At 74.2% G+C, this 24,424-nt stretch carries 28 protein-coding genes; 17 read left to right on the forward strand and 11 right to left on the reverse strand.

Annotated features, from left to right (window positions below; genetic code table 11):
- Positions 1-141 precede the first annotated feature (141 nt).
- A complete protein-coding gene (locus AB0C04_RS15340) occupies positions 142-957 on the forward strand; it encodes an SDR family oxidoreductase (RefSeq protein WP_357053972.1) in 816 nt (271 codons plus the stop codon).
- Between the two features lie 115 nt (positions 958-1,072).
- Positions 1,073-1,492, forward strand: coding sequence for an SSI family serine proteinase inhibitor (locus AB0C04_RS15345; protein WP_357053975.1), 420 nt, complete (start codon positions 1,073-1,075; stop codon positions 1,490-1,492).
- Between the two features lie 71 nt (positions 1,493-1,563).
- On the opposite strand, the gene AB0C04_RS15350 is transcribed toward AB0C04_RS15345, so the two are convergent.
- Positions 1,564-2,175: a hypothetical protein gene (locus AB0C04_RS15350; protein WP_357053978.1), complete on the reverse strand. Its 612-nt coding sequence runs from the start codon at positions 2,173-2,175 to the stop codon at positions 1,564-1,566.
- A 183-nt stretch (positions 2,176-2,358) separates the two neighbouring features.
- On the opposite strand from AB0C04_RS15350, the gene AB0C04_RS15355 reads away from it, so the two are divergent.
- On the forward strand, positions 2,359-3,480 hold the full coding sequence (locus AB0C04_RS15355) for a DUF5919 domain-containing protein (RefSeq protein WP_357053981.1): 1,122 nt from the start codon (positions 2,359-2,361) through the stop codon (positions 3,478-3,480).
- Positions 3,481-3,567: 87 nt separating this feature from the next.
- Positions 3,568-4,467 (forward strand): pentapeptide repeat-containing protein, encoded by a 900-nt coding sequence (locus tag AB0C04_RS15360; RefSeq protein ID WP_357053984.1) that lies wholly within the window; start codon positions 3,568-3,570, stop codon positions 4,465-4,467.
- Between the two features lie 17 nt (positions 4,468-4,484).
- Here the strand turns inward: AB0C04_RS15360 and AB0C04_RS15365 are convergent, their stop codons facing one another.
- Positions 4,485-5,003 (reverse strand): MarR family transcriptional regulator, encoded by a 519-nt coding sequence (locus AB0C04_RS15365; RefSeq protein ID WP_357053987.1) that lies wholly within the window; start codon positions 5,001-5,003, stop codon positions 4,485-4,487.
- Positions 5,004-5,008: 5 nt separating this feature from the next.
- Between AB0C04_RS15365 and AB0C04_RS15370 the strand changes: the two genes are divergently transcribed.
- Together AB0C04_RS15370 and AB0C04_RS15375 are read left to right on the forward strand one after the other, a co-directional pair.
- A complete protein-coding gene (locus AB0C04_RS15370) occupies positions 5,009-6,232 on the forward strand; it encodes an MFS transporter (RefSeq protein ID WP_357053990.1) in 1,224 nt (407 codons plus the stop codon).
- Positions 6,233-6,298: 66 nt separating this feature from the next.
- Positions 6,299-6,535: a preprotein translocase YidC gene (locus tag AB0C04_RS15375; RefSeq protein ID WP_357053993.1), complete on the forward strand. Its 237-nt coding sequence runs from the start codon at positions 6,299-6,301 to the stop codon at positions 6,533-6,535.
- Positions 6,536-6,552: 17 nt separating this feature from the next.
- Here the strand turns inward: AB0C04_RS15375 and rnhA are convergent, their stop codons facing one another.
- Positions 6,553-7,023 carry a ribonuclease HI gene (gene rnhA, locus AB0C04_RS15380; RefSeq protein WP_357053996.1) on the reverse strand — a complete coding sequence of 157 codons (471 nt, stop codon included), beginning with the start codon at positions 7,021-7,023 and terminating at the stop codon, positions 6,553-6,555.
- A gap of 9 nt (positions 7,024-7,032) precedes the next feature.
- Positions 7,033-7,476 (reverse strand): ASCH domain-containing protein, encoded by a 444-nt coding sequence (locus AB0C04_RS15385; RefSeq protein ID WP_357053999.1) that lies wholly within the window; start codon positions 7,474-7,476, stop codon positions 7,033-7,035.
- Between the two features lie 44 nt (positions 7,477-7,520).
- Here AB0C04_RS15385 and AB0C04_RS15390 point away from each other — a divergent pair, with 44 nt between their 5' ends.
- Positions 7,521-8,249: a tyrosine-protein phosphatase gene (locus AB0C04_RS15390; RefSeq protein ID WP_357054002.1), complete on the forward strand. Its 729-nt coding sequence runs from the start codon at positions 7,521-7,523 to the stop codon at positions 8,247-8,249.
- 57 nt (positions 8,250-8,306) lie between these two features.
- On the forward strand, positions 8,307-9,422 hold the full coding sequence (locus tag AB0C04_RS15395) for a serine hydrolase domain-containing protein (protein WP_357054005.1): 1,116 nt from the start codon (positions 8,307-8,309) through the stop codon (positions 9,420-9,422).
- A gap of 49 nt (positions 9,423-9,471) precedes the next feature.
- Here AB0C04_RS15395 and AB0C04_RS15400 read toward each other — a convergent pair whose 3' ends face one another.
- The 3 genes from AB0C04_RS15400 to AB0C04_RS15410 all read right to left on the reverse strand — a co-directional run bounded on the left by AB0C04_RS15400 (position 9,472) and on the right by AB0C04_RS15410 (position 12,858).
- Positions 9,472-10,725, reverse strand: coding sequence for a lycopene cyclase family protein (locus AB0C04_RS15400; protein ID WP_357054007.1), 1,254 nt, complete (start codon positions 10,723-10,725; stop codon positions 9,472-9,474).
- A 62-nt stretch (positions 10,726-10,787) separates the two neighbouring features.
- A complete protein-coding gene (locus AB0C04_RS15405) occupies positions 10,788-11,219 on the reverse strand; it encodes a DUF1877 family protein (protein WP_357054010.1) in 432 nt (143 codons plus the stop codon).
- A gap of 43 nt (positions 11,220-11,262) precedes the next feature.
- A complete protein-coding gene (locus AB0C04_RS15410) occupies positions 11,263-12,858 on the reverse strand; it encodes a transposase (RefSeq protein ID WP_357054013.1) in 1,596 nt (531 codons plus the stop codon).
- Between the two features lie 159 nt (positions 12,859-13,017).
- Between AB0C04_RS15410 and AB0C04_RS15415 the strand changes: the two genes are divergently transcribed.
- The 4 genes from AB0C04_RS15415 (at position 13,018) to AB0C04_RS15430 (ending at position 16,551) form a co-directional block, all read left to right on the forward strand.
- Positions 13,018-13,851, forward strand: a complete 834-nt coding sequence (locus tag AB0C04_RS15415) for a metalloregulator ArsR/SmtB family transcription factor (protein ID WP_357054015.1) — start codon at positions 13,018-13,020, stop codon at positions 13,849-13,851.
- Positions 13,852-14,146: 295 nt separating this feature from the next.
- Positions 14,147-14,632 (forward strand): hypothetical protein, encoded by a 486-nt coding sequence (locus AB0C04_RS15420; RefSeq protein WP_350874871.1) that lies wholly within the window; start codon positions 14,147-14,149, stop codon positions 14,630-14,632.
- Between the two features lie 90 nt (positions 14,633-14,722).
- Positions 14,723-15,355 carry a class F sortase gene (locus tag AB0C04_RS15425; RefSeq protein WP_357054018.1) on the forward strand — a complete coding sequence of 211 codons (633 nt, stop codon included), beginning with the start codon at positions 14,723-14,725 and terminating at the stop codon, positions 15,353-15,355.
- 86 nt (positions 15,356-15,441) lie between these two features.
- Positions 15,442-16,551 carry a magnesium and cobalt transport protein CorA gene (locus AB0C04_RS15430; protein ID WP_357054021.1) on the forward strand — a complete coding sequence of 370 codons (1,110 nt, stop codon included), beginning with the start codon at positions 15,442-15,444 and terminating at the stop codon, positions 16,549-16,551.
- Between the two features lie 15 nt (positions 16,552-16,566).
- Here AB0C04_RS15430 and AB0C04_RS15435 read toward each other — a convergent pair whose 3' ends face one another.
- Entirely contained in the window at positions 16,567-17,277 is a 711-nt protein-coding gene (locus AB0C04_RS15435) for an MBL fold metallo-hydrolase (protein ID WP_357054024.1), read from the reverse strand.
- Positions 17,278-17,367: 90 nt separating this feature from the next.
- On the opposite strand from AB0C04_RS15435, the gene AB0C04_RS15440 reads away from it, so the two are divergent.
- The gene (locus AB0C04_RS15440; RefSeq protein WP_357055247.1) at positions 17,368-18,135 is read left to right on the forward strand and encodes an SGNH/GDSL hydrolase family protein; all 768 of its coding nucleotides are present in this window, start codon (positions 17,368-17,370) and stop codon (positions 18,133-18,135) included.
- Between the two features lie 28 nt (positions 18,136-18,163).
- Here the strand turns inward: AB0C04_RS15440 and AB0C04_RS15445 are convergent, their stop codons facing one another.
- Positions 18,164-18,697, reverse strand: coding sequence for a hypothetical protein (locus AB0C04_RS15445; protein ID WP_357054027.1), 534 nt, complete (start codon positions 18,695-18,697; stop codon positions 18,164-18,166).
- 217 nt (positions 18,698-18,914) lie between these two features.
- Between AB0C04_RS15445 and AB0C04_RS15450 the strand changes: the two genes are divergently transcribed.
- From AB0C04_RS15450 to AB0C04_RS15465, 4 genes are all read left to right on the forward strand, one after another.
- Entirely contained in the window at positions 18,915-20,270 is a 1,356-nt protein-coding gene (locus tag AB0C04_RS15450) for a BTAD domain-containing putative transcriptional regulator (protein WP_357054030.1), read from the forward strand.
- Positions 20,271-20,395: 125 nt separating this feature from the next.
- Complete coding sequence (locus AB0C04_RS15455; protein WP_357054033.1) at positions 20,396-20,815, forward strand: YchJ family protein; 420 nt, start codon at positions 20,396-20,398, stop codon at positions 20,813-20,815.
- A gap of 210 nt (positions 20,816-21,025) precedes the next feature.
- On the forward strand, positions 21,026-21,775 hold the full coding sequence (locus AB0C04_RS15460; RefSeq protein ID WP_357054036.1) for a hypothetical protein: 750 nt from the start codon (positions 21,026-21,028) through the stop codon (positions 21,773-21,775).
- Positions 21,772-22,161, forward strand: coding sequence for a VOC family protein (locus AB0C04_RS15465; RefSeq protein ID WP_357054039.1), 390 nt, complete (start codon positions 21,772-21,774; stop codon positions 22,159-22,161). Before AB0C04_RS15460 ends, AB0C04_RS15465 begins: the two co-directional genes overlap by 4 nt.
- A gap of 76 nt (positions 22,162-22,237) precedes the next feature.
- Here the strand turns inward: AB0C04_RS15465 and AB0C04_RS15470 are convergent, their stop codons facing one another.
- On the reverse strand, positions 22,238-23,032 hold the full coding sequence (locus AB0C04_RS15470) for a maleylpyruvate isomerase family mycothiol-dependent enzyme (RefSeq protein WP_357054042.1): 795 nt from the start codon (positions 23,030-23,032) through the stop codon (positions 22,238-22,240).
- Between the two features lie 9 nt (positions 23,033-23,041).
- Entirely contained in the window at positions 23,042-24,277 is a 1,236-nt protein-coding gene (locus AB0C04_RS15475; RefSeq protein WP_357054045.1) for an MFS transporter, read from the reverse strand.
- Between the last annotated feature and the right edge of the window lie 147 nt (positions 24,278-24,424).

A 24,424-nucleotide genomic window follows, 5' to 3' on the forward strand; every position in this document is an offset into this window, starting at 1 on the left:
GCAGCGCGGCACCCACGGATTGGCGACCGTCGCTGGCAGCGTCCAGCAGGACCATCGCAGAGCGAACCGGTGCCGACAATCCCCCGCATGGACGGATGTCAACGTATGGTTGCATTCGCATGGAACGGGTATCGCGCCCGCATGCCCGAACGCTTTGAGCACTATCCGCGGATCGCGATCGTCACCGGCGCGGACTCCGGTATCGGCAAGGCCTGCGCGGTGGCGCTCGCCCAGGCCGGCTTCGACATCGGCATCACCTGGTACGGCGACGCCCCGGGCGCGCAACGTACCGCGGGCGAGGTGCGCGCCGCCGGGCGGCGCTGCGAGCTGGCCGAGATGGACCTGACCGGGCTGCCGGCGGCCGCCGACGTGATCGACGAGCTGGCGGACCGGCTGGGTGGTCTCGGGGTCCTGGTCAACAACGCCGGGATCGGGGCGGCGGTGCCCTTCGTCGACACCGACTGGGGGCAGTGGCGGGAGGTGCTCGCGGTCGACCTGGACGGGCCGTTCCTCTGCGGGCAGCGCGCCGCCCGACGGATGCGGGCCGCCGGGGCCGGCGGGCGGATCATCAACATCACCAGCGTGCACGAGCACGCCCCGCGGGTGGGGTCGGCCGCGTACTGCGCGGCGAAGGGCGGGCTCGGGCTGCTGACCAAGGTGATGGCGCAGGAGTTGGCGCCGGACGGGATCACCGTCAACGCGGTCGCCCCCGGCGAGATCTCCACCCCGATGACCGGGCAGGAGGACGTCGACCCGTTCGACCAGGAGCGGCCGGGCATACCGGTGGGGCGGCCGGGCGACGCGCGGGAGGTGGCGGCGGTGGTCGCGCTGCTCGCCTCCCCCGCCGCCAGCTACGTCACCGGGGCCTCCTGGCCGGTCGACGGCGGCATGCTGATGATGGGCCCGCAGGCGGTGGCGCTGACCTCGAACGACTGGCGACGGGTCGACCCGACGTAACAGTCGGTGACGCTGCGCGTTCACAGTGTCTACTTAGGGTGGTCGATGGCCCGGCCGCACGACGGCCGGGCCGCCGACCGGCCCCACACCCGGGGCCCCGACGGAAGGACACACCATGCCCTTCGCCCAGCGGATCGTCGCGCTCGTCGCGGCCACCCTCCTCGCCGCCGGCGGGCTGACCGCCGAAGCGGCGGCGCACCCCCGCGCCGCGCACGCCGCCGACCTCGACCAGCCGGCCTCGGTGCTGCTGCTGATCGTGCAGCCGCACAGCGCCACGCCGCGGTCCCGGGTGCTGCTCTGCGGCCCGAGCGGCGGCGACCACCCGGCGGCGGCGACCGCCTGCCGCACCGTCGCCGGCGTCGACGGTGACCTCGCCACGCTCACAATCGACCCCGACACCCTCTGCACCCTGGAGTACGCGCCGGTCACCGTCCGCGCCTTCGGCTTCTGGGGCGACCGCCCGGTGACGCACACCAGGACGTTCGACAACCGCTGCGCGCTGCTGCGCGAGACCGGCGACCTGTTCGCCTTCTGACCCCGCCCGCACGGCGCCCGCGCAGCCGCGGGCGCCGTGCCCGGGTGCCGGGCTCACGGCCTGACGACCGGCTACTGCCCGGGGTCGGCGATCGACTGGCGGTTGATGTAGACGACCTCGACGGCGAAGGCGAGCAACGCCACCACGGCGCCGAGGCCGATCGCGAGCCCGGGCGACAGCCCGGCGAGCCCGATCAGCAGCGTCACCCCGAGCCCCACCAGCAGCGCGTTCACCGCGCCCACCAACGCGGCCGCGGTGAGCAGCAGCTGCACCCGGCCGGGGGTGTTACCGACGGCCGACCAGGTCGACCGCTTGGTGCCCTCGCCCAGCACCGCGTCGGCGAAGAAATCGTGCTCTGCGGCCAGCCGACGGTGGTAGTACGCCCGGATCCGCTGGATCCGCTCGAGATCCAGCTCGTTCTCCACCATGTTCTGCACCAGTCGCAGGAAGGTGAGCGTTCCAGTGATCACCAGCGTCGGCAGCACCGCGGCGAGATACGGCTTGACCAGGGCGGCGGTGCTGGACACGAAACCGAGGCCGATCAGACCGGCGGACAGCAGGGACAGGAAGACGGTCGCCCGACCCACCGACTCGGCGACCGTCGCGCTGCGCGAGGTCTGCAGCACGAAGTGCTCGGTGGTCAGCGCGGTGAGCAGCGCCTGCTCGCGTTCGCCGTCGTCCATGCACCTCACCCTCCGTGGTCGACCGGCACGGTCACCGTCACCATACGAGGGGCGGGGGTGCGCGGATCGGTGAACGCGGGGGTCGCGATCGGGACAGCGGACGGCAAAGCGGGCACGTATCCTCGTCTGCCGGGATGATCATTGGCCACCGGGCGGGCCGGTCGAGGCCGGGAGGGGACCGGGATGCGGCGGTCGGGCAGCTGGCGACGGGGTCGTACGGCTCGGCAGCGCCGGGCGTTCGCGGTCGGCGGGGCGCTGCTCGGCGTGGCCAGCGCCATGCTGCTGGCCGCCTGGCGCAGCTCCGGGTTCCTCAGCGACCTGCTGCTCAACCTGGGCGCCAGCGTGGTGCTCGCGGCGATCTCGTACGTCATCTTCGACCCGCTCTTCGAAGAGGCCCGCAAGGCCCGGGTGCAGGAGCACCTGAGCTTCGACCAGCAGGCGTTCGTGGCCCGGCTGCACCGCAGCGGCCGGCGGGTGCGCATCCTCGACACCTGGACGATCCTGCTGGAGCAGCAGCACCGGGCGGCGACCCTGGCGGCGGTGGAGGCGGCGCTGCGCAGCGGCGCGCAGGTGCAGCTGCTCCTGCTCGACCCGGACTGCACCGCCGCCCAGCAGCGCTCCGAGGAGCTGGAGCGGCAGCGGGTGAACGTGCCCAAGCAGATCCGGGCCAATCTGCGGCACCTCGCCGCCCTGCAGGAGAAGCTGGACCGGGAGGACAAGGGGCTGCGGCCCCGGTTGCAGGTCCGCATCTACGACGCCTCGCCCTCGATCCAGCTGTACCAGTGGGACGGGCAGGCGCTCATCTCGTTCTTCCCGATCGGCAAGCTCTCGTTCAACGTCCCCCAGCTCGAGGTGGACATGGACAGCCCGTGGGGTGGCTTCGTGCACGCCCGCTTCGAGGAGCTGTGGGAGCACGAGCAGGCCACCCTCTCGCTGGAGCGGTACTGGTCGGCCGCCGTGACACTGAGCCACGACGGCTTCGACGCGGTCGAGGTGCAGGTGCCCTACGTCTCGGTGGACGGGCAGCACTACATCGACTGCCGGCAGTTCCGGTTGAACCCGCTGCTGACCGTCCGGGCCCAGCTGCCGCCGCGTACCACCGGGTCCCCGGCGGGGGTGTTCGCGCTGGCCGAACCGGCCGACGGCGACCGCACCGCGGCGACGTCGGTGGCCCGGCTGTTCGACCAGAAGTACGGACCGGGCGGCGGCCAGCGGACCATCGTGCGACTGGTGCCGCAGGACTCCGTCGACGGCCGTACGCCGAACCCACGCTCCCACACCGGCGCCGACCCGCACGGACGGTGACCCCGCCGGGCCGTCGGGCGCCGACCGGCGGACAATGGTGGGGGCCCGGCCCGGGCACACCTCGGAATCGGCGGGAGAACGGTAGGCGTGTCGCACAGCCCACGATCGGCGACGCCGACGTCACCGCGCCGCGACGACCTGCGCGCCGACTGCGCCCGCTGCTTCGCGCTCTGCTGCGTGGCACCGGCCTTCGCCGCCTCCGCCGACTTCGCCATCGACAAACCCGCCCGGCAGCCCTGCCCCAACCTGCGTCCGGACCACCGCTGCGGGATCCACACCGAGCTGCGCGACCGGGGCTTTCCCGGCTGCACGGTCTTCGACTGCTTCGGCGCCGGGCAGCAGGTCGCGCAGGTGACCTTCGGCGGGCGGGACTGGCGGACGGCGCCGGAGACCGCAGCCGACATGTTCGACGCGTTCACGGTGATGCGTCCGCTGCACGAGCTGCTCTGGTATCTGACCGAGGCGCTGGCGCTGCACCCACCGGCCGCGCTCCGCGGCGAGCTCGACCGGGCCCGCGACGAGACCGCGCGGTTGGCCGCGGGCAGCGCCGAGGAGTTGCGGGCCGTCGACGTGCCCGCCCACCGGGAGCGCGTCAACGTGCTGCTCTCCCGCGCCGGCGCGGCGGCCCGGGGGCAAGGTGGCGCCGACCGCCGCGGCGCCCAGCTCTTCGGCGCGGACCTCCGCGGCGCCGACCTGCGCCGGGCCAATCTGCGCGGGGCGCTGCTGATCGGGGCCGACCTGCGCGGAGTCGACCTGCACCTGGCCGACCTCACCGGGGCCGACCTGCGCGGCGCCGACCTGCGCGGGGCGGATCTCACCGGCAGCCTTTTCCTGCACCAGTCCCAGCTCGACGCCGCCCGTGGTGACGCTCGCACCGGTCTGCCGGCCCGGCTCCACCGGCCGACGCACTGGTCGTCGCTTCCGCTGACCCCGGTGCGCCGACCGTCCGGGCCGGCCCCGGTGGCGAGGCGCGGCCGCCGCCGGTGAGGGCGGTACGACACCGGTCAGCCGCCGGTCTCCTGCAGTCCGGCGTACACCGGGCAGGCCGGGCAGCGCGCGCGGTCGCAGAGCCGGCACAGGTACGCCAGGGTGCGGTCGTCGGACACCTCGTCGCGAAGCAGGGTCCGGGCGATCTCGGCCAGTTGACCGCGCTGCTCGGCGGTGAGTGGTGCCAGCAGCGCGGTCAGCGCCTCCTCGCGGGCTTGCAGGACGCGCGCGGCCACGTCGGCGCCCTGGGGGGTCAGGTGCAGCGCCCGACTGCGCGCGTCCGCGCCCGGGCGGCGCTCCACCCAGCCCTGATCGCGCAGACGGCGGACCAGGTGGGCGGCCCCCGGCTGGGTCAGACCGAGGACCTGGCGAAGCCACTCGGCGGTCACCCCGGGCTGGTCCTTCAGCACGACGAGCGACTCGGCGAGGACTCCACCGGCCCCGGCCGGCTCGGTGACCGCCGCCCGCATCCGGGACCCGACCAGCAGGGCCAGCGCGCCGACCAGGTTCGTGGCGCCACCTTCGGGTAGATACATAAGCCATGAATGTACCTGGCCGGGCGGTCGGCCTCATCACCCTGATGAACCTCGCCTACCTGCCGATCGCGATGCGGCAACTGCTCATCGTGCTGCTCGGCCACCACAACACCGGAAGCTTCGCCACCGCCGGGGTGGCCAGCGCGGCCTGCGGGATCGGCCTCGCCAGCACCGCGCCGCTCACCGGTCGCCTGCTGTCCCGGCTCGGCGACCGGCCGGTTCTGCTCGTCACCGGCCTCGGTCACCTGCTCTGCCTGCTCGGCCTCGCGGTCGTGACCGAGCCGGCCGCCTTCGTGGCCTTGGCCGCCGCGGCCGGGCTCAGCACCCCGCCCGTGTTGGGCAGCGGACGGGCCCGGCTCGCCATGCTCGTCCCCGCACCCGCCCTGGCCCGCGCCTACGCGGTCAACGCGGTCGGGCAGGAGCTGATCTACGTGGGCGGTCCGCTGACGGTGACCCTGAGCCTGATGCTGACCGGCCCCAGCGGGGCGCTGCTGGCCTTCGCCGCGCTCGGCACCGCCGCGCTGGTCGGCACCGCGCTGGTGATGCCCCGTCCGGTCCCGGACGGCCGCCCCGCAGCGGAGCCGGCGTTCCGGTCGGGTCGCGCCACCGTCGCGACGCTGCTCGGCACCCACCTCGGCTACACCGCCTGCATCGGCGCGATGTGGGTGCTCGTGCCGGCTTTCGCCACCGCCGTCGGGCAGCCCGACCAGGCCGGGCTGCTGGTCGCCGTCTGGTCCGCCGGCAGCCTGGTCGGAGGTCTGCTCCTCGCCCGCCGGGGTCGGCCGGGCAGCCCCGGCGGGGCCTATCTGGCCTTTCTCGGCACACTGACCGTCACGTCGCTCGCGCTGCCACTGCCGCGCACGGTGCCGCAGATGGCCGTCGCCCTGGCTGTCTTCGGGCTCGGGCTCGCGCCCTGGCTGGCGGTCACCGACGAGATCCTGGCCCGGGCCATCCCCGCGCCGCGCCTGGCCGAGGCGTACGGCTGGCTGCTGACCGCCGGGCAGCTCGGCATCGCCCTCGGCGCGGCGACCAGCGGCGCGGTCAACGAACGGCTCGGTAACGCCGCCGCGTTCCTGGTGGTAGGCGCGGCGCTGGTACTCGCCCTGGCCACGGCGCTCCTCCGACGCCGCACCCTGCGGGTGAGCGCTGCGGCACCCCGCCCGGCGGACCCGACACCCGCCCCCAGCCGTACGCCGGGTCCGGTTGCCCGGAGTGGACCGGTGGGCTGACGTTTCGCCGGTTTGCCCGCCGGGTAGCCAGCGCCGACCGGGACACGGCACGGACGGGAGACGACCGTGGGGTACAGAGCGCGGCAAGGTAAGCAGCCGGTCGACCCGGAGCATGCCGAGGACGAAGCCGGCCAGGCCAGGCTGGTCCAGGTCGAGGCGGACACCGAGGTCCCCGCCCCGGACGACACCGACGTCCGGCCGGATCTGGTCACCGAGGACAACGGCTCGGGGGTCGCGGGCGGTTCGTCCGGCAGCAGCGGCGGCGGCTCCAGCATGCCGGGACACCCCGACGCGACCCGCTGAGTACGGTTACCGGCCGGTCACCGGGCGGCGACAGCCGCGGTGCGGGCCTCGGTCATGCCGCGGTTGGCCAGCGCGTCGGCGCGCTCGTTCTCCGGATGCCCGTTGTGCCCCTTGACCCAGAGCCAGGTGACCTCGTGCCGGGCGCACGCGGCCTCCAGCCGCTGCCACAGGTCCGCGTTCTTCACCGGCTGCTTCGCCGCCGTCCGCCAGCCGTTGCGCTTCCACGACGCCAACCAACTCGTGATGCCGTTGCGCACGTAGGTGCTGTCGGTGGTCAGCTCGACCCCGACCGGCCGGGTGAGGCTCTCCAAGGCCTGGATGGCGGCCATCAGCTCCATCCGGTTGTTGGTGGTCGGGGTCGCCTCACCGCCGCAGAGCTCTCGCTCGTGATCGCCATAGCGCAGCAGCGCGCCCCAGCCACCCGGGCCCGGGTTGCCGCTGCACGCGCCGTCGGTCCAGATCCGCACCACCCTGCCGGCGTCCACCATGCCGGCAACCTACCCGGCCGCCCGGCGCGCCGGTGCGACCACCTCCACCAGCCGGAAGCGGTGGGTCAGCACCAGGGTGTCGTCGTCCACGGTGAAGTCGGGGTCGCCGAGCTCGTCGCGGACCTCCGGACTGTGCCAGAACTCCTCGTGCCCGGCCCGCCACTGGGCCACCGACTCGTCGCCCTCGCCCTCGTCGAGGACGTGCCGCAGGTCGACCTCGACGAGCCGGAGCACCCGCACCTCGGTCGACTCGATCACCGCGACCGGCCGGCCCGCCGAATCCACCACCACCGACCGTCTGCCCACGTGCGGCCGCGGCTCGCCCAGGACCTCGTAGCCGATCAGCAACGCGCTGGTCGAGGTCTTCGTCCCGGCGAGGATCGCGGTGACCAGCCGGTCGCGCAGCGGCCCGGGAAACCCGAACTCGGCCAACGGGAGATCATCAAGGTCCACCCGGCCGAGGATACCCGCGAAAGCGGGTCGGTTAGGGTCGGCCGGTGGAGCGGCACATCGCCTTCGAACACCTGTACAACTTCCGGGACCTGGGCGGCTACCGCACCGGAGACGGTCGCGAAGTCCACTGGGGACTGATCTACCGGTCGGACTCGCTGGGCAAGCTCGCCGGCGCGGACCTGGCACGCTTCCGCGCGCTGGGCGTGCGTACGGTGATCGACCTGCGCTACCCGTGGGAGATCGCGGCCCGCGGCCGGGCGCCGGAGCTGGACGGGTTGGCCTGGCACAACCTGAGCGTCGAGCACCGCCCCTACGACCAGGCCACCATCGACCCCCGGGTCGACCCGTGGCGCTACCTCGCCGACCGCTACGCCGAGGTGGCCGCGGACGGCGCGCCGGAGCTGCTCCGGGCGTTGGAGGTGATCGCGGCGGCGGACGGCCCGCTGGTGTTCCACTGCGCGTCGGGCAAGGACCGCACCGGCCTGCTGGCCGCGCTGCTGCTCGCCCTGCTCGGCGTCGACGACGACCAGATCGCTGCCGACTTCGCGCTGACCGAACTGGCCACCGAACAGCTGATCGCGCACTGGCACGCCCTGCACCCGGACCGGACGTTGACCTGGCCCGGCTACGGCCGGGCGCCGGAGGAGATCATCCGGCTCTTCCTGGCCGACCTGGTCGCCGCGCACGGCTCCGTTCGCGGCTACGCGGTCGACCGGCTCGGAGTGGACGACGACCTCGTCGGGCGGCTGCGCGACCGGCTGCTGACCCGGTAGCCGGCGGACGGAAATTGCCGTGCCGAGGTCGTGACGGCTCTGGCAGAGTCGGTCGCCATGGGCGCTGACGGGGACGGCCTGCGGGCCGAGGTGCAGAAGACGATCGACGAGTTGGTCGCCTCCGGGCGGGAGTCCGGCGTGCAGGTCGCCGCGTACCTCGACGGACGCGCGATCCTCGACGTCCAGGCGGGAGTCGCCGACCCGGCCACCGGCCGGCCGCTCACCGCGGAGGTGCCCATCTGGAGCGTCTCCACCGGCAAGGGCCTGACCTCGACCGTGGTGCACGTGCTGGCCGAACAGGGCCGGCTCGACTACGACCTGCGGCTGGCCGAGGTGTGGCCGGAGTTCGCCCGGCGCGGCAAGGACCGGATCACCCTGCGGCACGTGCTCACCCACACCGCCGGCGTACCGACGCTGCCGGCGGACATCACGCCCGAGGACTTCACCGACTGGGACCGGATGTGCGCGATCGTCGCGGACGCCGAGCCGATCGCCGCGCCGGGCGAGTTGACGGCGTACCACGCCTGGACGTTCGGCTGGCTCGTCGGGGAGGTGGTCCGCCGGGTCACCGGCCGACGCATCTCGCAGGTGCTGGCCGAGGAGGTGGCCGAACCGCTCGGCGTCCCCGGTGAGCTGCTGTTCGGCGTGCCGGCCGACGAGTTGGACCGGATCGCGCCGGTGGCGGACCGCAACCTCTCCGCCCTGTTCGACGTCGCCAGCGCCAACCTGCCGAACTTCGACCGGGTGGCGCCGCCGGCTGTGCGGCCCGGCACCGAGATCGGCCGCCGCCGCGACTTCCTCGCCGCCGACGTGCCGGCCACCGGCACGATGACGGCCCGCGCCGTCGCCCGGATGTTCGCGGCGCTGATCGGCGAGGTGGACGGCGTACGGCTGATCTCACCTCGGCGGCTGCAAGAGGTGGTCAGGCCGGCGACGAGCGGCCCGGAGTGGGTCTTCGGCCAGGAGGTGATCTGGGGGCTGGGGTACGCGGTCGAGCCCGACGGCGCGTTCGGGGCGGCGGGCAGTGGCGGCAGCGTCGCGTACGCCTATCCGGATCTCGGGCTGACCGTGGCCGCGACGAAGACGCTGCTCTCGGCCGGTGATGGCGACCCGATGGAGGAGCTGCGCGTGCTGATCCGCGACGCGGTCGCGGCGGACCGGACGACCGGGTGATCGACGAGGAGCGCGGCGCCGCCGGCCGGTGCTGACCCGGCCGGCACGTTCAGGGCTCGACGTCCTGCGCGGCCGGGGGCAGGCCGTCGCGCACCGCGGCCGGCACCGGGGGCACCGGGCGGCGCGGACGGAGCCGGTCGCGGAGGCGGTGCGCCGCATCCCCGGCGGTGGCCGCCACCATCGGCAGCAGCCGGGTGGAACTCATCACCGCGAACTCCTCGGCCGGCGTGGTGGTGCCGTCGAGGAATCGCAGCACCCGCTCGGGCGGATTGCGGTCGAAGAGCCGGTCGAAGAACTCCGGCCCGCCGACCGAGCCGCGGTCCAGCGCGCGCAGGGCGACCGCGTCCATCCAGCGGTGCCGGCTGGGGTACGCGGGGGCGGGCACCGGCGGGCGGCCGGCGGCCAGGGCGCGGGCCACCTGGTCGGCCTGGCGGTACATGGCGGAGAAGGTGAACCCGGTGGAGGGCCGGGTCGCGCCGCCGGCGGTGCCCAGACGCACCACCCGCGGCGACGGGCGGGCGACGAACGGGCCGTCGGTCATCGGGATCACCCCGTTCTCCACCTCCCGCACCGCCAGCCGGGCCGGGTCGAGCCCGAGCCGGTCCCGGTAGCCGGCCAGCGCGGCGTCGTAGCCGGCGCCGGTGAGCAGGGCGGGTGAGAACTCGGTGTACTCGACCAGGGCGTACCGGTCGCTGACCGGCAGCAGGTAGCCGAAGGAGACGCCTCGGGCCGGCTGCGGGGTGCGGAAGTCCATCAGCACCGCCCGGTCGGGATCGAAGACGGCGGTGTCCGCCGCGAGCCACCAGCCACGGAAGTGTTGCAGCCAGTTGGTGCGGCCGGGGCGCGCCGGCGGGCGCGGCCGGGAGTCGAGCACCCAGCCGGCCCGCACGCCCGGGCCGCCGGCGGTGCGGATCAGCACCCGGTCGCCGTCGTCGTGCACGGCGTCCACGGCGGCGAGAACCCGGGCCACGTCGAGACGCTTCTCGGCCTCGGCCGCCTGGTCGTAGACCGGTCCGGAGCGGAGCATCGCGTAGCGCAGCGGGGCGAGCTCGAGCACCCGGCGCGCGGCGGGAGTGACCACCTCGACCTGCCGCCAGCTCGCGCTGAGCAGCGGGTCGAGGTCGCTGCCGGGGTGGCCCCAGAACGCCCAGGTGCGGTCCTGACCGCGCCGGTGGACCGGGTCGACGACGGCGACCCGCAGACCACGCACGCCGTGCCGGTCGAGCGCAGCCAGCACGAGGGAGGCCGCGCCACCGCCACCGACCAGGGCGAGGTCCACGTCGACCGGTACGGAGCTGGACATCCGTCCACGCTGTCACACCCGGCCGGCCGCCGCCGCGCCGGCCACCTCGCCGCCGGACGCGGTCAGGAGATCCAGCAGATGACCGCGTCGCCGTTCTTGGCCGCGGCGGTGAAGTAGTCGCGCACGCCTGGCAGGAAGTGCGCCACCCAGGCCAGATCCCCGGGCCGGTCCCACACCGCCGGATAGACCTCAGCCCGCTGCAGCTCCGCCTGGTCGACCCCGCCGATCAGGTCCTCCTCGGTGAGGTCGGCGAGCGCCGCGGCGGCCTCGGCCACCTGCTCCGGAGTCAGGTAGCCGGGCGGGCCGTAGCCCCAGTCGACCCCCGACGCCTCGATGACCTCCAGCGAGGTTTTCCTATTCGGAATGATCTTCCAGGCGTAGCGTCTCGTCTGGTCCTCCGACAGACACGCGTTGATCCACGGTCCCACCTTCCGGGCCGGCGTCCGAGGACGCTGCCGGCACCCGTCGCCGCGGCTGGCGAGCAGACGAGACAAGGGACGGCACCACTTGAACCTCTCGCCTACCCGTGGAGCCTGGCTAGTGTGGTGTCCACCAACGTTCACCGGGTGTTCCGGTGTGGTGTTGTGGATCCTCGCCGTTGCGGGCGAGCGACTCCCCACCAGGTGGTGGGGCGGGCCTCCGCGGGCCAACTGATCCTCTCGCCGCCCTAGCTGGGCGGCGGGGGTCACGCCGGGACCGGCCGGCGCCGGGGAGGTGCCGGCCGGCTCGACGGTGCGTAACCACCCCGGGCAGCACAGGAACGGCTGTCGTGGGGGTGGTGGGTCCGCCGCCCGGGGTGCGGGTGGCGATCATGGCGGCCGCGACAAGATCACGGTGGCCGGAGAAGGTGCAGTGTGGGCAGGACAAGGCGCGCCCACGCGGTTTCGGTACCCGCCGCTGGCAGGCGGGGCAGGTGGACGAGGTGCCGCGTTCGTCCACCAGGTGGACGGTGATGCCGGCGAGGGTGGCCTTGTCGGTGAGGACCTGAATCAGCCGGCCGATCTGCCACTGCCGCAGCCGCAGGTTGTGCCGCCGCCCCGCCAGCAGGTCGAGCACACCACGGGGGTCGCCGACGTGCAGCACCCCCACCCGCTGCTGCTGGGCCCAGGACACGACCGTGCGAGCCGCCTCATGCTGGGCCTGGCGGATGCGCCGCCGGTGCCGTCCTTCGACCGCGCGTTCCCTGCGGCGGTATTGGCGCCACCGCCGTGACCCCCGCTGGCCCGGTTTCGGTGCCCGGCGGGTCACCGCGCGGCGGCGGGCTTTGCTGTCGGCGAGGTGCATGCGGTGCTCGGCGCGGACCGCCCGCCCGGACACCAACAGTCCGGCGCCGTCCGGCCCGGCCACCGCGTAGGGGTGGATGATGCCCAGGTCCACCCCGGCCACCTGTCCGGGGTCCGGCTCCTCGCCGGGCGGGTAGACGGTTACCGGCACTTCGGCGCTCACATCGAGGAACAGCCGCCCGCCCTCACACAGCAAAGTGATCGACCGGACCTGCTCCACCGGATACGGCACATCACGGGCCAGGCGAACCCACAACGGGGCAGTGCCTCGCGCGGCCGCGATGCGTACCCGCCGCCCGTCGAGGGTGAAGGTGCCGTGATACCAGCGCACCGGCACCAACCCCCGGCGGCGACGCGGAAACCGGGCCGACTCGTCGCCGGCCTTACGGCGTTTCGCCGCCGCGAACCACGCGTCGGAGAACCGGCGCAACACCGACCGGGCGCCTGTGCTGTCCAACTCGCCGAACGTGCCCGGCCCCGACGCGGCCAGCTCCCGGCACAACTCCTGGTAGCCGGCCAGCGGTGCGTCGCGGCGGCGGCGCCGCCACGCGTTGATCTCCAACACACACGCCCACACATCACCAGCCGAACGCAGCAGGCCGAAACACCGCCGTCGCTGCCCTGGCGTCACCCGCAACCCGATCCGAGCCGTGCGATGCACGACCCGCGGCGCGGCAGGATCCCGACGGCGAGGCACGAACCACACCCAACACCCCCCGTACGACAGTTTCCCGACCGCCGGCAACCCGGCGAACGTTAGTGGCCGCAGCACTAGCCGCCACGGTCTCCGCGGTCCTGGAGGCGATCGGCGGCTCACCACCGTGGCCGCCGAGCCTGGGCCGGCCGCCACCCGGGCTCGACCAGCGGGACACCGACCGGCCTGCCCACCCCGCCCCGGGGGCAGGGCGGTCGTGGTCCGGTTTCCGGGCCCGCCGGCCGGCCGGTTGACACGCAGCCAAACGGTTGCCTATGGTCACATGCAGCCGATCGGCTGCATGAGGGGGTGCGGGTGGACGAGGTCTTCCGGGCGCTGGCCGACGCCAGCCGACGCCGGTTGCTCGACAGCCTCAACGCCCGCAACGGGCAGAGCCTGCGCGACCTCTGCGCGGGGCTCGACATGACCCGGCAGTCGGTCAGCAAGCACCTGGCGGCGCTCGAGGCGGCCGACCTGGTCACCACCGTGCGGCGCGGCCGGGAGAAGCTGCACTTCCTCAACGCCGCGCCGATCACCGCCATCGCCGACCGGTGGATCAGCCGATACGACCGTCAGCGGGCCGAGGCGCTCGCCGACCTGCGCGCAGCACTGGAGGGCGAGCCCGTGGACAGTCCGACTTTCGTCTACACCACCTACATCAACACCAGCCCGCAGCGGCTCTGGGCGGCGCTGACCGAGCCCGCCTTCACCCGCCGCTACTGGGGCGGCGTCGCCCTGAAGTCCGACTGGCAGGTCCGCTCACCGGTGCTCTGGCAGGACGCGCCGGGCGCGGAGTTTCGCGACCTCGGCCAGCGGGTGCTCGTCGCCGAGCCGTACCGGCGGCTCAGTTACAGCTGGCACGGCTTCCAGCCGGAGCACGCCGCGCACTTCGGCTGGTCCGACGACGAGCTGGCCGCTCGACTCGGCGAACACCGGTCCACGGTGACCTTCGAGATCGCCCCGTACGGCGACGCCGTCCGGTTGACCGTGATCCACGCCGACTTCTCCCCCGGCAGCGAGATGTACCGGGCGATCAGCGGTCAACTCGACGGCAGCGGCGGCTGGCCCGAGCTGCTGGCCAGCCTGAAGACGCTGCTCGAGACCGGCGAGCCGCTTCCCGAGCCGACCCCCGCCGGCCAGGCGGGCTGAGCGCACCACCCCCGGCATACCCGCCGGTGCCGGCGATACCTCGCCATCGACCCAGGCGCGACTCCCCGGCCGCACCCGACATCGACCGGAGCACCGGTGCCGGCCGGGCCCGCCGGGCATATTCGCAGCTCCCTTCGCCTGTCGGGGTGACACGTGACGGCAACGAGGATTTCTCATTTTCACCGGATCGAGGTCCCAACCGCCCTAGTGTTGGGCACACCGGTGCTAGTCGCGGAGTTGGCCACCCGAACGACGTCCCACGTTGTCAGCGGACGAAAAGTGAGGGAAGACGCGTATGAAGGCGAAGACAATGCTCGTGTCGGCGGCGGTCGGCGTGGGCCTCGGCACGCTCCTGCTGCCGGGCGCCGCACTGGCCGAGACCATCGTGTCGCCGGCCAGCACGCCGGTCGGCGGCACGGTCGTGCTCACCGCCACGACCTGCAACCCGAAGTCGGGTGACGCGATCTTCCGCGTCACCGGTCCGAACCGGGACCAGAACGTCCGCTCGACCACCGCCGCGGCCGGCGGCGGGTTGAGCGCCGAGCTCTTCACCGCCGGGTTCACCCTGGGCACCTATACGGTCACCGCGACCTGTGGCGACGGCAGCGCCGCCGGCAGCGCGACGTTCACCGTCACCCCGATCGGCGGCGCCCCGGCCGGCGCCGGCAGCCACGCCGACGGCACCGGAGCGCTCGCTGCAGGCGGCACCCTGCTCGGCGCGGCCGCGGCCGGCACGGTCCTGCTGCTGCGCCGCCGGCGCCCCGCGTCCACCGTCGCCTGACCAGCGGCTCGCACCATCCCTGGGAAGGGTGCCCGCACCGGCGACACACCGGGGCGGGCACCCCCACGATCGGCGTACGGAGGTGGGCAGATGTGGTGGCGTCGCGGGAACGGACGCCGGGCGGCGCCCGGCGTCGCGGCCGTCGCGCTGCTCGGGGTCACCGGCCTCGGGCTGGTCACCGTCGGGCTGACCGCCGACCCGCCCCGCCCTCCGCAGCCCAGCACGGCCGCGCCCCCCGCCAGCCGTCCCGCACCGGACCTGCCGCCCCTCCCCCACGCCGTACCCACGCTGGTGCAGATCCCCGCCATCGACGTCCGGGCGGAGGTCGTGCCGGTCGGCGCGGACGCCGCGGGGGTGCTGGAGGTGCCGTCCCTGGACCGACCCGGCCTCGCCGGCTGGTACCGCCACGGGGTCACCCCGGGCGAGAGCGGCAACGCCGTCCTGGTCGGGCACGTCGACTCACCGGCCGGTCCCGCCGTCTTCTTCGACCTCGGCCGGCTGCGCCCCGGTCACATCGTCCGGGTCACCCGCCTCGACGCGAGCGTGGCGACGTTCACGGTGGACGGTGTCGGCTCGTACCCGAAGGACCACTTCCCCACCGACCTGGTCTACGGCCCGGCGACCGGATCAGCGCTGCGCCTGATCACCTGCGGCGGCCGATTCGACGAACGCACCGGCAACTACGTCGACAACGTCGTCGTCTTCGCCACCCGGACCGGCTGACCGCGACCCGACCGACGCCGCGATCACGTCCGCCCGCCGACTCCGCGTACGGTATGCCGGCAGTCCCGGCGACGCGGAGGTGAGCGGTGGATCAGCGACTGGTGCGGTCAGGTTCGGCCCTGCGGCTGCCCGACCTCGTCACCCGGCTGCTCGGCCGGCGGGGCGCCGAATCCACCACCGACCGGCAACGGTCCAATCCGGACGCCGTGGTCGACTGCGCGCTCTACGTCAACGGCCGTCGCGAGCCCGGTCGCCCGCACTACGCCGACGCGTACGCCCGCAGCCGGCGCGGCCGCAACTCCTTCGTCTGGCTCGGTCTGCACGAGCCGGGCCCGGCGGTGATGGCCGCGGTCGGTCGGGTCTTCGGGCTCGACGAACTCGTCGTCGAGCAGGCGCTCGCCGACGGGCACCGGCCGACCGTGCAGCGGCACGGCGAGGTGACCCTGCTGGTGCTGCGCACCGCCGGCTACGTCGAGCACGTCGAACTCACCGACAGCTCCGAGGTGATCGACACCGGCGACGTGATGGTGTTCCTCGGCGACCGGTTCGTTCTCACCGTCCGGCACGGGGCGGCCGGGGCGCTGAGCACGGTACGCGCCGAGATCGAGCGCCGGCCCAGGCTGCTGGCCGAGGGCCCGTGGGCGGTGGGGTACGCGGTCTGCGAACGGATGGTGGACCTGTACCTGGAGGTCGCCGGGCACGTCGAGCGCGACCTGGAGCGGGTCGAGGAGAGCGTCTTCGCGCGGGAGCGCGCCGCGGACATCCAGCACCTCTACCAGCTCAAGCGGGAGGTGGTGGAGTTCAAGCGGGCGGTGCTGCCGCTGCAGGCGCCGCTGCGCACGCTGCTGGAGCAGCACCCGGCCAACCCGCCCCGCGGCCTGCACCGCTGGTTCGTCGACGTGGACGCGCGGCTGGCCCGAGCGGTGGACCGGGTCGGCGCGTACGACGACCTGCTCACCTCGATCGTGCAGTCCCGGCTGGCCCAGCTGGCCGTGGAGCAGAACAACGACCTGCGCAAGATCGCCGCGTGGGCGGCCATCGCGGCCACCCAGACCGTCATCGCCGGCATCTACGGCATGAACTTCCCGAACCTGCCCGGGCTGGGCTGGCGCTACGGCTACTGGCTCGCGCTCGGCCTGATGGCCCTCGTCGCGTTCACCCTGCACCGGCTCTTCCGCCGCTCCGGCTGGCTCTGACCGGCCCGGTGCGGGTCACAGCTGCCGCCGCAGGAAGCCGCGCACCTGCTCGCGGGCGTTCTCGGTGAGCTCGGGGCCGTGGGTGAAGGCGGCGATGTCGTAATCCAGCTCGCCGAGGACGTGCGCGGTCCGCTGGGTCATCCGGAAGTCGGTGCAGAGCAGCTTCACCGACCAGCGGATCCCGGCCACGTTGAACAGCGCGTCCCCGGTGATCAGCAGCCGGGTCGGCTCGTGCAGCAGCGAGACGTGGCCCGGGGAGTGCCCGGGGGTGTGCACCACCCGCAGGCCGCCGGCGACCGGCAGCACGTCCCCGTCGGAGAGGGGTTGGGCCACGTCGACGGCCGGGAACCGGCCGCCGTCGAGCCGGGCGAAGAGCCGCGCCCCGCTGACCGTGGGATCCCGCGGCGGCGCCTGACCCGCCCGCGCGTACTCGGCGTCGGCGGAGTGCGCGGAGACCGGTGCGCCGGTGCGGCGGGCCAGCTCGGCCGCGCCACCGGCGTGGTCCGGGTGGGCGTGGGTGAGCACGATCCGGATGACGTCGGCCGGGGTCTTGCCGATCGCGGCGAGCCCGCGCACGATCCGGGCCGGGGCGCGCTTCAGACCGCAGTCGACCAGCGTGACGCTGCCGTCGTCGTCGACCAGGGCGTACGAGTTGACCAGCGCGCGGCCGGCGGTGGGGATGCGCCAGACGCCCGGGGCGAGCGCGACGGCGGGTGATCGCGACATGACCCCGAGCCTAGGAGTCATCGTCAACGATCGCTTCGAGGCTGGGCCGTGCGAGCCGCCGGGCCGCCCGCCGCTACCCTCGCCGTCGTGATGTGGGAGCGGTACGTGGCGATCGGCGACAGCACCACCGAAGGGCTGGACGACCCGGACGGTGCCGGCGGCTACCGGGGCTGGGCCGACCGGTTCGCCCTCGCCGTGGCGCGGGCGCAGGGCGGGCTGGAGTACGCCAACCTGGCGATCCGGGGACGGACCACGGCCCGGATCCGGGCCGAGCAGTTGCCGGCCGCGCTCGACCTCGCCCCGGACCTGGCGACCGTGGTGGCCGGGATGAACGACGTGCTCCGCCCGTCGTTCGACGTCGAGCGAATCGCCGCGGACGTCGGCGCGATGCAGCAGGCGCTGGTCGACCAGGGCGCGACGGTGCTCACCTTCACCCTGCCCGACCCGGTGCCGGTGATGCCGATCGCCCGCCCGCTGCGTGGCCGGATGCTCGCGCTGAACGACGCGCTGCGCGCGGTCACCGCCCGGACCGGGGCCACCCTGCTGGACCTCGGCGCCCACCCGGTCGCCTCCGACCCGCGGCTGTGGAGCGACGACCGGCTGCACGCCAACACCGCCGGGCACGAGCGGATCGCCGCGGCGCTCGCGTACACCGCCGGGCTGCCGGGCACGGACGACTCCTGGTCCCGCCCGCTGGCCAGCGCACCGCGCCGCCGCCGACCGGAGGCGATCCGCGCCGAGCTGGCGTGGACCCGCCGGCACCTGCTCCCCTGGCTGGCCCGGCACCTGAACGGCCACTCGTCCGGCGACGACCGGGTGGCGAAGCGCCCGGTGCCGCTGCCGGTCGACCTGGACTGAGCCGGCCGACCGGCAACGGCCGGCCGGCTCAGTCCAGGTCGGTGCAGACGTCGTGCGTCGTGCCGTGCACCATGGTGACCGTCTTCTCCAGGGTCGGGGAGAACTCGACCACGTACACCCCGTCGATGACCCAGATCCCGCGCGGCAGCGTGCCGCCGTTCTCCCGGAAGCCGAACAGCACCGGCCCGGTGACGTACCAGGTCATCGAGCCGTCCGTGCCGTACTCGACGAGTGAGGTGCCGCTGGCGTCCACCTTGGTGCTCGCCCCGGTCTCCAGGTTGGTCACGTCGTTGATCAACGCACCCGTGTAGAGCTCCCGACGCGGGGAGCCGTCCGGGTACTCCGAGATCACCAGCTTGCGCACCTCGTCCACCACCGGCTGGACGCGGACGGCGAAGTCGCACCGCGCCCCGGCGGGCTGCTCGAAGGGCTCCTGCGGGGCGGGCTCCCAGGCGCCGGGCCCGCCTCCCCGACCGCCCGTCGTTGCGGACGCGGCGGTGGGCACGGCCACGGCGAGCAGCGCCGCCGCCAGGAGCGTCCCGACACTCGTTCTCCAACGCATGGTCTCTCCATCTGTTTCCGATGATCGGAAGCACCAGGATCACCACCCCCGCTCACCACGGCCTCACCACGCGACGGCGGTCCGAGCGCCCGGCCGCCGGTTGCACCGGGGCGTCCACGGTGCCGGTCTCACCACCGGCTGACCGGGCCCGACGCGCGCACCGACCATCCGGGACGGTTTGACAACCTTCGGCGGATGCCGGACGGTCAGAGCTGACATGGAGTTCCGACTACTCGGCCCGTTCGAGGCGTGCCAGGACGGCCGCCGGGTCCAGTTGGGCAGCCGGCGGCAGGAGCGCAGCGTCCTCGCCGTCCTGCTGCTCGACATGGGTCACCTGGTCACCACCGATCGCCTCATCGACCTGCTCTGGAACGGCCACCCGCCCGCCTCGGCGCGCGGCGCGGTGCACACCTACATCGGCCGGCTCCGCGCCTCGCTGGCGCCGTACGGGGCGCGGATCCGCACCAGCGGCGACGGCTACCTGGTGGAGCGGGGCGAGCACCACGTCGACGTCGACGAGTTCAGCCGGCTCGCGAACCAGGCGAGCGGCACCCTCGACCCGGCGGAGCGGGTGCGCCTGCTCGACCGGGCGCTGGCCCTCTGGCGGGGTCCGTTGCTGGCCGACGCCGCCGACGGGGAGCTACGGGAACGGCTCGACGGCCCGATCGAGGAGCTGCGGCTGGCCAGCCTCGAACTGCGGGCCGAGGCGCAGCTGGCGCTCGGCCGGCACAGCCAGGTGATCAACGAGCTGACCGCGCTGGTTGCTGAACACCCCACCCGCGAGCAGCTGGTCGGCACGCTGATGACCGCGCTGTACCGGGGCGGGCGGCAGGCGGACGCGCTGGCGCTCTATCGGACGACCCGGCAGGAGCTGGTCGAGGGGCTCGGCGTGGAACCCGGGATGCGCCTGCGCGAGGTGCACCGCCGGATCCTCCGCGACGACCACCGCCTCGACCGGCCCGGCCTCCCGGTGTACGAGGTGCGGGTCCACGACGAGAGCCTGCCGTGGACCGTTGGCGGGCATCCGGCGCTGGAGTTCTGCAACACCTTCGCCGGCTGGGGGCACGAACCGCCGCTGCCCGGCTCCGAGTGGCTCCGCGCGTACCGCACGCTGGTGGTGTGGAGTGGCCATGTGGGGCTGGTCGGCGACGCCGCGGTGAGTCGCCTGATCGAACTGGCCCGGCGCGACCCCGACGAGGCCGCCACGCAGCTCGACGCGGCCCGCGACCTGCGCGCTCAGCTCTACGCCTGCCTGACCGGCCCGGACGACCGGCGAGCGTTCGACGCGGTGGCCCGGTACGCGGAGGCCGCCGCGAAGACGCTGGTGTTCCGCCGCGACGCGGACGGCCGCGGGCGGTGGTGGCCGGACCTGGCAGCCGGGCTCCGGCTACCGGTGCACGCCGCGGCCTGGAGCGCCGCCGAACTGCTGGCCGACCCGCGCCGCGTCACCATCCGGGCCTGCCCGGACTCCAGGTGCGGCTGGCTCTTCCTCGACGAGACCGGCATGCGCCGCTGGTGCAGCCTGGCCACCTGCGGCCGGTCCGCCGCCGAGACGCCCTGCCGGGTCGCGTGAACCAGCCCGGGTCCGCCGGGTCCGACCGGCTCTGGTCCGGTTCGACAGACACCTCGACGCGGGCGTCGAGGCGGCGCGGACCGGTGCCGGGTCGCGGCCGACGGGCGGTACGGCAGGATGGACGGGTGGCGAAGCGTGGAGGCCGCCGAGGCGCGGCCGGCGGAGCGGAGCGGGCCTGCCCGTGCGGTACCGGCCGGCCGTACGGCGAGTGCTGCGGCCCGCTGCACCGGGGCGAGGCCGACGCGCCGACCGCCGAGGCGCTGATGCGTTCCCGATTCAGCGCCTTCGCCGTCGGCGACGCCGGATATCTGCTCCGCAGCTGGCACGAGAGCACCCGCCCGGCGCGACTCGACCTCGACCCCGCCCGGCGGTGGACCCGTCTGGAGATCGTCGACACCGCGCGCGGAGGCCTCTTCGACGGCACCGGCACGGTCGAGTTTCGCGCCCACTACCGGGAGGGCGGGCGGCCCGGCACCCAGACCGAGCGGAGCCGGTTCGTCCGGGCCGACGGCCGCTGGGTCTACCTGGACGCGGAGCAGCGCTGACCGCGCGTCCGGCCTGCGCACGGCCCGGCCGGACGCTATGCTGACGGCGGCGTGGTCCTGCGCCTCACCTCCCTCCCGGTGCTCACGCCGCCGGCCTCGCGGAGGCAAAGGGGGCTTCGAGCCCTCGGGATGCGGTGCCACATGCCCCACTCCGGCGGGGTCGACGGGAGCGTGAGTCCCTGCGACCGTGCCGTTGACAGGGAGCATGTGATGACCAGCCAGAAGTCACTCAAGACCCGGGTACGCGCCCGGATGGCGAAGACCGGCGAGAGCTACACCACCGCCCGTCGGCAACTACTCGCCCGCACCCGGGCCACCACCCCCGAGGACACCGCCGGGGCGCCCGCCGCCGCGTCGGCGCCCGTGACCGTGCAGTCCCCGCCGCCCGCGGCGGCAGCGGTGCAGACCGATCGGGTCGCCGACGCCCTGCTGCGCGAGCGCACCGGCCGTGGCTGGGACGAGTGGTTCGGCCTGCTCGACGCGTGGCACGGCACCGACCGTACGCACACCGAGATCGCCCGGTGGCTGGTCACCGAGCACGAGGTGCCGGGTTGGTGGGCGCAGACCGTCACGGTCGGCTATGAGCAGAGCCGAGGGCTGCGGGCACCCGGGCAGCGCCGCGGTGGCGGGTTCACGGCCGGCGGCAGCCGCACCGTCGCGGTACCGGTGCACCGGCTCTTCGCGGCGTTCGCCGACGGCGCGTTGCGCGTCCGCTGGCTGCCCGACGTCGAGGTACGGGTGCGGACGGCGACCGCACCGAAGACGTTCCGGGCGGACTGGGACGGCGGGCCGACCCGGATCGTGGTCGGTTTCACCGCCGTAGGCGAAACCAGGAGCAAGGTGGCGGTGCAGCACGAGAAGCTGACAGGAGCGGAGCAGGCGGCACAGCTGAAGGCGTACTGGCGGGACCGGCTCGCCACGCTGAAGCAGCTTCTCGAGGCGGACGGAGACCCGCGATGAGCACCACGACCTTCATCAACCTGCCGGTACGCGACCTGAGCACGGCCGCCGAGTTCTTCCGATCCATCGGATTCACCGGTGAGCAGCCGGCACCGGACGGCAGCAGCATGCTGCTGAACCTGAACGAGACGACCCAGCTGATGCTGCACATCGCCTCGTCCTTCGCCGGCTACACCGGGGTCGCGGTCACCGACACCTCGACGAGCCGCGAGGTGATCGTCGGCCTCGCCGCCGAGAGCCGGGAGCAGGTCGACGAGCTGGTCGACCGGGCCGCCGCGGCCGGCGGCACAGCGCTCGGCCCGGGGCAGGACACCGGCCAGCTCTACATGCGCGGCTTCCGCGACCTCGACGGCCACCAGTGGTCGTTCCTGCACCTGGCCGGATGACGCCGATGACCTTCCGGCCGGGCTCGCACCAGCGCTGCGGGCAGCGCCCGGCCGCCGGTTGACGGTGCGGCGCGGGTCAGCCGAAGCTGACCCGCGCCAGCCAGAAGTCGAGCAGCTCACCGTCGCCGAGCACCTGCACCGTGCCGTCGTGCGGGCTGCGGCGGCCGTAGACGGTGAGCAGCAGCTCGGTGAGCGGGCCGCGTACGGCGACCGCGGCCTTCGCGTGCGCCCGTCGCCAGGTGCCGACCTCGCCGGTGAGGTCGACCACCCACTCGGCGTCGACCTCGGGCGCGACGTCGGTGGCGTGCAGGTGCACCGTGCGCCCGGGCCCGAACAGGGCCCGCCGCTCCGGCTTCAGATCGAGCATGACGGGCAGGCTGTCAAGCTCCATCCACTCGTCGAGCGCGTCGACCGCCACCGTCTCCCCGGCGGTGAACGGCACCCCCAACGCCAAGGCCGCGTCGGCCCGGTGCATCAGCGTCTCGTGGGTGAACCGGCGGGCGTAGAAGGCCGCGTCGGCCCGGCCCGGAAGCGGCGTCCAGACCTGGGCCTGCGGCCCGGCCGCACGCAGCGTGTCGGCCAGCCGCACGCCGCCCTCGGCGAGCCACGGCCCGAGCACCGCCGGATCCCCATCCTCCCGCCCACTGAGATCGCGCAGCGCGGTGTCGGGCAGCGGGGCGCTCGCCCGGGTGCGGACCGTTTCCTCGGCCCAGCGGTGCCCGGCGCCGACGTGCCGCACCAACTGGCCGACCGTCCAGCCGGGGCAGGACGGCACCGACGCGCGCAGATCGGCCCCGGCGAGATGCGCGGCCATCAGCTCGGCCTGGATGGCGACCTCGTCGCACCACTGGGCAAAGGTCATCCCGATCATCCGGCCACCCTAGCCAGTTCCCCCGACATCACCGGCGCGCCGAACGCGGACGGCCAGCAGCCCCACGGCCACCAGCAGGTACGGCACCGCGGCCACCGCGAAGGCCACCGCGTTGTCGGCGGCCGCCGCGACGATGGCGTAGCCGGCGTACACGGCGATGAGGGTGACGTCGGTGGCCATCCCCGCCAGCGACGTCACGGTGGCCCGGCTCGGACCGACGATCCGCGCCTGCAACCGGGCGTCGGCGAGCACGGTGGCGAGCTGGAAGGCGCAGAACGCCACGCCGATCAGCGCGAACCCGGCCGGGTGGTCGGCCAGCGCGCCGCCGGCCAGGGTCACCGCGGCGAGGCCGAGCAGCGCCGCGTACCCGCGGGTGGTGAGCCGCTCGCCCAGCGGGGCGAGCAGCCCACCGACGGTCACCCCGACCCAGACCACCAGGAGCAGCAGCGGCACCGTCCGCGCGGCGACGCCGGTGTCCCGGGCCAGCAGCGGGGCGTACTCGTCGAGAGCGCCCCAGACCGCGGTCACCGCCGCGACCAGCAGCACGGCCGCGCGTACCCGGGGAACGGCGCGGGCCTCGGCCACCCCGGCGCGCAGGCTCGCCCACCAGCCGAGGTCGTCGTCGCCGTCGTCGTCAATCGCGTCAGCCCGCCCGGGCGAGCGGTGTTCCGGGAAGCGGGTCGCGACGGCGGCGGCGAGCAGGCAGGCGAGCACGCTGGCCGCGCCGACCGCCGGATAGTCGCCGGCCGCCAGCACCGGGCCGGCCAGCACGATCGAGGCGAGCGCACCGAGCACGCCGGCGGTCGTCGCCCGGCCCATGACCCGGGCGTACCGGCCGGCCGCGCCCCGACGGTCGAGCTCGGTGAAGACCAACGCCTCCAGCGCGCCGGAGCTGAGCGCCCCGCCGGCGCCCCAGAGCAGGAAGCCGACGGCGAACGCCGGGTACGACGGCAGCAGCACCCAGATGGCGTAGCCGACGGCGGTGACCAGGGGAGCGAGGCAGAGCAGCAGCCGCCGGGAGACCGCGTCCGCCCAGGCGCCGGAGGGCACCTCCAGCAGGATGGTGCTGGCCGACCAGATCACGAAGAGCGACGAGATCTGCCAGACCGACAGTCCGGTGTCGGCGAAGAGCAGCGCGTACACCGGGTAGAGCAGGACGAGGTCGCTGAGGAACGAGTACCCGTAGAGGGTCGCCGCCAGCCGGCGGACGCCGCGCTCGGGCGCGCGGGTGCGGGTGAGAGTCATGAGGCCTTCCCGTGGAAGCGAATCGGACGCCGGACGTACGGCGTCCGCGGCGGCCCACGGGGGCGGCCTCTAGTGGTGCATCAACATCGCCAGGTCATGTCGGCGATGCTAGTCGCCGACGGCCCAGGCGGGCCAGGGATTGTCGCG

Origin of the sequence: Micromonospora sp. NPDC048909 (assembly GCF_040649635.1) — a bacterium.
Lineage (GTDB): Bacteria > Actinomycetota > Actinomycetes > Mycobacteriales > Micromonosporaceae > Micromonospora.